The organism is Candidatus Krumholzibacteriia bacterium, from assembly GCA_029865265.1.
Taxonomy (GTDB): Bacteria; Krumholzibacteriota; Krumholzibacteriia; order WVZY01; family JAKEHA01; genus JAKEHA01.
In genome coordinates this window covers 1-7722 of record JAOUHG010000065.1, presented here as the reverse complement: position 1 = coordinate 7722, position 7722 = coordinate 1, and the positions used below count along the sequence as shown (strand labels likewise).

Here is a 7722-nt window from a genome sequence, read left to right as displayed (position 1 = left end):
GCATCGCCAAGCTGATGCTCGCCTACATCAACCCCGGCGACACCGTGATCATCGCCACACCCTGCTACCCGGCGTACCTGGGCGCGGCAAAGATCGTCGAGGCCAACGTGGTGGAACTGCCGCTGCGCCCGGAGAACGGCTACCTGCCCGACTACGACGACCTGCCGCACTCGGCCTGGGAGCACGCCAAGTTCCTCTTCTTGAACTATCCCAACAACCCCATCGGCGCCGCCGCCGAGCTCCCGGTCTACAAGAAGGCGCTGGAACTGGCGGAAAAATACGACTTCATCGTGGTGTCGGATCTCGCCTACTCCGAGCTCTCGCTGGAGCCCGGCACGCCCACGCCGAGCATCATGCAGCTGCCCGGCGCAAAGGAACTGGCGGTGGAGTTCCACTCGTTTTCCAAGAGCTACAACATGGCGGGCTGGCGCCTGGGCTGGGTGCTGGGCAATCCGCAGATCATCGCCGACATGGTGAAGATCAAGGCCAACATGGATTTCAGCCAGTTCATGGCCATCCAGCGCACCGGCGCCGACATCCTCAACAGTCCCACCGACTACGCCGAGGCACAGCGCAAGCAGTACCGGCGGCGCCGCGACCAGTTCATCGAAGGGTTCAGCCAGCTCGGCTGGCACCTCACCCCGCCGCGCGCGGCCATGTACATCTGGGACCAGGTGCCCAGGCGCTACGCGGACGCCGGCGTGTTTGCGAAGGAGTTCTTCAAGGAAACGGGCGTGATCGTGTCACCGGGGAGTGCTTTCGGCAGCCACTGCAAGAACTTCATGCGCATTTCGATGGTGATCGACGAGACGCGCATCGCGCGCCTGTTCGAGAAGGTGCGCGCGAGCGGCTTCAAGTTCGGCTGACGATAAGCGCGCCGCACGTCAACGCACAATCATGAGCTTGAGAACCGCCGAACTTCCGTTCGCGGTCACGCGGCAGAAGTAGACACCGCGGCCGTTGTCATCCCGGCCGTCGAATTCGATCGTCCGGGTACCCGCTGGCCAAGCATCGAGCAGTTCCCTCCGGACCTGAAAGCGTTTCTGCACATTTTCTGGGGCGCGGTGAATCTTCCACAAAGCATTGCGGAAGGGAAACTCGATGGGTTGAAATCGGCAGGTCCCGGTCTCCCTACGAATCACGCGGACTGGTCGCACACCCGAAGTTTGAGTGGCTGGGTGCCATTATCGTGCAGACCTGCACCTTCGATCTCGAACAGACACCCACCCGTGGCCCCCTCTACGTCAACCCCGATGCCTACTGTGCGCCGCAGTGCATCGTCCCCACCCAACAGACGACCTGGGGAAGGCTCAAGGCGATGTACCGCTAGTCGTTGCTGCTCGTAAGAAACAAGACAGGCCGCGTCGGTGTGACGCGGCCCGTTTCGTCTCGAAAGGAGAATATTGACCAGAGGGGAGTGGCCCGCGCTAGCGGACGAGCACCAATTTGCTTACGGCTGTCTGCTGGCTTGCCTTTACCCTGCAGAAGTAGACGCCACTCGCGACCAATCGCCCCTGCTCATCACGACCATCCCAGCGAAACGCGTGTTCGCCCATCTTGGCAACGCCATCCGCAACGTGCCGAACCAGCCGCCCCTGCGCGTCAAAGATGGCAACATCGATTTCCGACTGATTAGGTAGCGTTACCCCAATCGTTGTCTCAATGCTGAACGGATTCGGCCTGTTAGGAAGAAGCCTTAGCGCCGGGGTAGAAGCAACACCCGTACTCCACGCTTGCCCATACACAATAGACGCAGTGCCCGCCTGATACCGCCCAAGCGGACTGGCGTACGGAGCACCGAGCAGCAAGTCATCGACTCCGTCCCCATTCATGTCGAATGCGGCGAGCCCCATGCCAAAGCGGTCATCATGCCCGACACCATGGATGCGTGTAACGCCCGGACCAGAACCCACGTGGATGGAATCGGGCAAGGTGAACGTTCCATAAACAACGCTCACATATCCCACATTGCTCGGATTGAGAAGGTCCGACTTGGTGGTTAGCATGACGTCTCCAAAGCCATCGGCATTCACGTCGCCTGTCGAAAGCTCCACTCCCAGAGCGCCCACGCTGATGGTCGGGTCACCCAGCAGCCGCAGCATAGGTAGTTCCGATGGTGCAAGAACAGCGGTCGCAGGAAGAGATGCCCCACCGCGCACTATTTCGACTTCACCGCATGCGTCGCAACCATTCGGTTGTGCCCTGTATGAAGACACCACGAGTTCACCACAACCGTCTCCGTTCATGTCGACAACTGCCACCCGGTAACCAGCCTGGTCGTGCAGTCCAGCGCCGCGAAAACGCTTTGAGCCCGGGGGTTGGGTTGCCAGCAGCAGCGAGTCAGGGAATTCGTCACCTCCGAAAAGAATCGTTACTTCGCCGTTGTCCTGGCCCTCGCCGGGAGAACCGATGACTAGATCTGGCCACTTGTCACCATCCACATCGCCCCACGCAAGTCCTCTTCCCGAGGACTGATACGTCCTTGAATCGATGAAACGCGTAACACCCGGCGCCGCGTCGTTCATCGAGATCTGATCAGGCAACACTGTCGCACCCCAGAGCATGTAGACCTCGCTTGTGGGAGGAATGCCAAGAGGCGCCGAAATCAGGAGGTCGTCCAGCCCATCGCGGTTAATGTCCCCACTGTCAAGCATCATCCCCAGCGCGCCACCGATACCAGTCCTTCCCCTCAGGACCATAGAGCCGGGGGAAGTGCCGCTGATCAGATCCAACGTGTCGGGAAACAACACCGTGCCAAACACGACATAGACGGTTCCATCGCAGTTACCGTTCGAATAGTGACAAGGGGCGCTGAAAGCGATGTCGTCGACTGCATCTCCGTTGAAGTCTCCGGCCACCAGTCGTGACAACGACCCGAGTTCACCGGGTGGGGCTTTCACAATCGAAACGTTGGCGTAGGTGAGGAGATCTGTCGTGGTTTGAAGGGGTGGCGGCCCCCACAGAACAGAGACGAACGCGTACCCGTCAGCTGAGTCCTCCCCATCGGAAAGCACGGCAAGGTCTGGCTTGCCATCACCGTTGAAGTCCCCCTGCGCGAATCCGTATGCCGTCCGATGGAAAGTTGATGCTCCCAAGATCAGCGCGTCCGGAGCGGTCGTCGCCAAATAGAGATCTGCAGGGAGCTGGGCGAGCGAGAGGAGAGGCACGGTCATCAGCCCAATGCCTATCATGGCTGTGAGGGCGCGTCGATTCATGTTAGAGTACCTCCTGCCGCACAAAGGGGATACGAGCGATGGCAAGAAACCTCACAAGGCACTCCCCTCCCCTTCGATAGATTGTCCTAGTGTAGCACAGCAGCCGAGGAGGTAACAAATGCGTTCCGGTATTGCTGGTCTTGTAGCTATGTGCATGGGATTGGCCGTCCCTTCCGGGGTGTACGCATTGGAGGCCGGAGTCGACTATGAGCAAGGCGTCGTGATCGTTACGTTTGCTAAACCGTACATGCCCGCCGAAAACGAGATTGCCTCTTCCCCAGCAAGCGTTGGATCGCCGCAAGTGGACAGCTTGTTCGCGAGCATTGGCGGGCAACTCATGCTCAAGCTCACTCCCGACTACGGTCTGAGCACGTCAAGCGACAGAGCTTTCCTTCTCTTCTACTCAGGATCAGCTGACCCGCTTGATGTCGCGGGTGACTTTTCTCAATTTGCCCAATTCGAGAGCGTCACACCCAACGGCCTGATATATTTCGAGCTCCTTGGCACAGTCCGGACCCTACCTGGTACGGACACCCCGCGGTTCAACGACCAGTGGTACCTCGATAATTCGGATGCTGGCGACAAATCTGATATTGACGCCCCGGAGGCGTGGACCATTGAGGAAGGTGACCCCGACGTTGTTGTCGGTATCTTTGATGGCGGGACCCTCGTGGACACGACCGGAACGACTGGGTGGCGCCTTCACAGCGACTTCGCCCAATTCTACCTGGACGCCGAGGATCATGGAGCAAAAGGAGTTCTGAACCGCGTCGACTTGGACGGTTGCGACGATGGATCAGGCGGCTGCGGGAGCGGCGGCGACATGGTTGTCGACAACGTCATCGGCACAAATGTGTCACCGGGTTGCGGAACCTGCGCCGACAACGGCGAGGGTGCGTTCTGGTACGGCGTTCCGCACAATTGGAATCTTGAAGTGGCCGAGAAGCTCTGCAAACCGATTTCATGGCAGGTGACTTCGAGGGAGCCCCACGGGGTAATGGTCGCGAGTATCGCCCTCGGTAGGCTCGATCGCCTGAAACCCCGGCGTCCAGGCTCCACGGAGACTTTTAGCGACATTGTGGGCATCGCACACAATTGTTCCGCGTACAATGTCCGGGCTTTCTGTGCCGTCGGCTCTGGGCAGGCGGCCATCGCTTTGAGAGCTATGGGCAGAGTTTGTCGAGTCATCAACATGAGCGTTGGAAGCCTAACAATGGGTGACTTTGTTGAGGATTTTGTAACGGCGATCGGCGAGGTGACGAACCCAAACGGAAGCTATGACTGCGTAATCGTTGCCGCATCCGGAAATGCGTCGGTCAATGCAGGCTCGGGTGTACTCTATCCCGCGAGAGATCCCTCGGTAGTGTCGGTCGGTGGAATGTCAAGAACGGGTCCTGCCGGGCCCGAGCGGGTCGCATACAGCAGGTACAAGACGAATAGCCGGCTTGTTGATTGCGTGGCACCAATAGAGGTCGGGCCGGATACTACTCGCGGGATTAGAGTGGATAGTCATACCCAGTGTACTGGATCGAATTGCGCCCCAGATGAAATCACTACCTACTCAGGAGAGGGTACATCCTTCGCTGCCCCGCAGGTGACGGGTGTCGTCGCGCTCATTCGTTCTCGCTTTCCAAGCTTGAACAGCGTACAGGTGAAACATCGACTCCTGAGGTCATGCGAGTACTACTGGGCCGAAGCTGACAGCTTCATGTACGGCTACGGCAAAGTGAATGCTTATAGGGCCCTCACAGAGTGGGGCGACATGTCAACCAGCACAACATGGCTCACCACCGACACCCGCGACGGCAACTATTACATCTCCGGCGACCTCACGATCGAGTCCGGGGTAACGCTGACCATTGCTGCCGGCTGCAGCGTGTTCGTTGCGCCCGACCATGAGCAGGCTGGTTCCGATACGGACCGTGTGCAGATTGTCGTGAACGGCGCGCTCATCGTGAATGGGACCGCCGAGAACCCTGTGGTTTTCGAGTCCTTCACCGACTCCGATCCCACTGACAGCGACTGGATCGGGATCAAGGTCGCGTCAACGGGTACTGCCAGCCTCTCAAATGTCGTGATCAAGAATGCCACCCACGCGATAGAGAACGACGGGGCAATCACATTGACGAATTGCACTGTCACCGATTGCGGTGTTGCCATCGACGCACACGCGGGGATCACCGCCAGCGGCTGCTTGATCACTGAGAACACGGACTCCAATTCAGCCATCAATACGGACGCGGGCACCACCGCGTTCACCAAGTGCACGGTCGCGGACAATGCCGGCTCGGCACTCGCTGCTGCCGGGGCAAGCACACCCGCGTTCGACAAGTGCGTGGTGGCGTTCAACGGAGGTCCGGCGGTCCGCTCGGAGAGCGGCTGGTCGGGCTCCGCCACCGTCTCGAATTCGGTGCTTTACGGAAATGCGACGGCTTCCGGCTCGGTGACGGATGCCGGGTGGGTGACTGCCGGCCAGGCAGTCTGGAACGAGAACCCGGCTTTCTGTGATGCGGAGAATGGAGACTACTCGCTCTATGCGTTCTCTCCGGCAGCACGCGGGCCGCATTTCTCGGAGCGGGTTGGCGCTCTTCCGGTTGAATGCGCGCCGGCCGCGACGGTTACCACGAGCAGCCTCGTCCGGGGATGCCCAGCCGGTGATGCGGATACGCTTGTTATCACTGTGGATCTGGATGAAAGCGTTCTGACGCGGGACGTCGGCGCGAGCGAGATTCGCCTGGACATCGCCGGGCTCGCCGCGAAGGTCATGGACAACGACAGCTTGGTGACCGCGACCGCTCCGGCCGAGTCCCCCGACTACGACACCACGATCAAGCACACCGAGTTCGGCTACTATTGTATCGACGACCCGGTTGCCGTCCTCCTGAACGGATATCCGCTCACGACCCAGGCCGCGGTGAACGTGCGATCGATGGACGCGGTGGCCCAGTTCGGGCAGATAACCGTGGCGGACTGGGCGAAGTTCAGCGCGCACTACCAGTCCCCACCCAAGCCCTACGATGCTTCGGTGGACATCAACGCGGACAACGACGTGGGTGCGGCCGACTTCGCGTTCTTCGGGGCGCACTACGGTCACACGAGCACTCACGGCCTCGCGAACATGGTCCAGCAGCTTGCACTGTCGAGTGCCACGGTGAGGCTCCAGTTCACCGAGGAGTACCCCACGGCGACCACGCACCGGCTCTATGTCGATGTGGATGTGGAGGAGTTCACCGGCGTCACCGCGGCGGTCTTCTCGATCCTCCCCGCAAACGAGCGGGTCTCGTTCGTATCCTGGCAGCCCGCGGAGAATCCGATCGGGCTCGTGCTATCGGCGCCGGTCGAGCGCGACGGCCTGCTGCAGCACTTCTTCGGGGTCCGGCTCTCCGAGCCGTTCACCGGCGCCAGCGCGCATCTGGGGCGGCTCGTGTTTGACGTGAGCGGGAGCGACCCCGTGGTGATCGGGGAAGGCGAGTTCGATCTGACGGTGGGAGATGTACTCGTGGAGTCATCGGGAGCGGCTGCGGCCGCCGCCCGGATGGCCGGTGTGGGAACACTCGGCCGCGTGGTCGATCCCCTCGTCGAGCGCATCTACCACAACCGGCTGGAACAGAACTTCCCCAATCCCTTCAATCCGACCACGACGATGGCGTTCTCGATGAAGGCGCCGGGAAAGGTGAGCCTCGTGATCTACGACGTCGCGGGGCGGCGGGTGCGCGAGTTGGTCAACGACCGGCGCGATCGTGGGGTCTATCGGGTGGTCTGGGACGGCCGCAACGACAACGGCTCGGCCGTCTCCACGGGCGTATACTTCTACAGGCTGGTCGCGGGCTCGTTCACGGAGACCAAGAAAATGACGCTGATCAAGTAGCGGGCGCTACACCCCCGCGGCCGACGGCCCCAGCGAGATGGTGGTGAACGTTTCGACGTCGAAGAGCTCGCGCGCCAGCGTGCGCACGTCGTCCAGCGACACCGAGTCGATGCGGTCGATCAGTTCGCGCTCCGGAATCTGGTAGCCGTAGCTGATCTCGTTGCGCGCCAGGCGCATCATGCGCGAGGTGGAGGTCTCCAGCCCCAGCAGGATGCGTCCCTTGATGTGCTCCTTGGTGTCGTCCAGTTCGGCGGCGGTCAGGCCGCCGTTGCGCGCATCCGCAAACTCCGCCGCCACCGCCTTCATCGCCTTCTTCACGTTGCCGGGATTGACCGCCATGTACGCGGCAAACATCCCCGTGTCGCGCGAGTGGTCCAGGTACGTGAACACGTTGTAGGCGAGCCCCAGCTCCTCGCGCACCTTCTGGAACAGCCGCGAGCTCATCCCGCCGCCCATCATCGCGTTCAGCACCATCATCGGGTAGCGGCGCTCGTCGAGGAACGAGAACGTCCGGCGCCCCATGACCACGTGCTGCTGGTGGAGCTTGCGGCGCACGTGCTTGCGCACCACGTGCGGCTTGCGCAGGCGCGTGGTGTCCCGCGCGAGCGTCCCCTCCGGAAAACGGAAGCGCTCGCGGCA

General features: G+C 61.1%; 5 protein-coding genes. 3 read left to right on the top strand and 2 right to left on the bottom strand.

Annotated features, from left to right (window positions below; genetic code table 11):
* Both OEX18_15230 and OEX18_15225 read left to right on the top strand, forming a co-directional pair.
* Positions 1–866 (top strand): aminotransferase class I/II-fold pyridoxal phosphate-dependent enzyme (locus OEX18_15230; GenBank protein MDH4338621.1); only part of this gene is annotated, 866 nt, incomplete at its 5' end.
* 323 nt (positions 867–1189) lie between these two features.
* Positions 1190–1330: a hypothetical protein gene (locus OEX18_15225; GenBank protein ID MDH4338620.1), complete on the top strand. Its 141-nt coding sequence runs from the start codon at positions 1190–1192 to the stop codon at positions 1328–1330.
* Positions 1331–1427: 97 nt separating this feature from the next.
* Here the strand turns inward: OEX18_15225 and OEX18_15220 are convergent, their stop codons facing one another.
* Positions 1428–3215 carry a T9SS type A sorting domain-containing protein gene (locus tag OEX18_15220; protein ID MDH4338619.1) on the bottom strand — a complete coding sequence of 596 codons (1788 nt, stop codon included), beginning with the start codon at positions 3213–3215 and terminating at the stop codon, positions 1428–1430.
* A 118-nt stretch (positions 3216–3333) separates the two neighbouring features.
* On the opposite strand from OEX18_15220, the gene OEX18_15215 reads away from it, so the two are divergent.
* Entirely contained in the window at positions 3334–7083 is a 3750-nt protein-coding gene (locus tag OEX18_15215; GenBank protein MDH4338618.1) for a S8 family serine peptidase, read from the top strand.
* 6 nt (positions 7084–7089) lie between these two features.
* Here the strand turns inward: OEX18_15215 and OEX18_15210 are convergent.
* On the bottom strand, positions 7090–7722 hold a 633-nt coding region (locus OEX18_15210; protein ID MDH4338617.1), incomplete at its 5' end, for an insulinase family protein.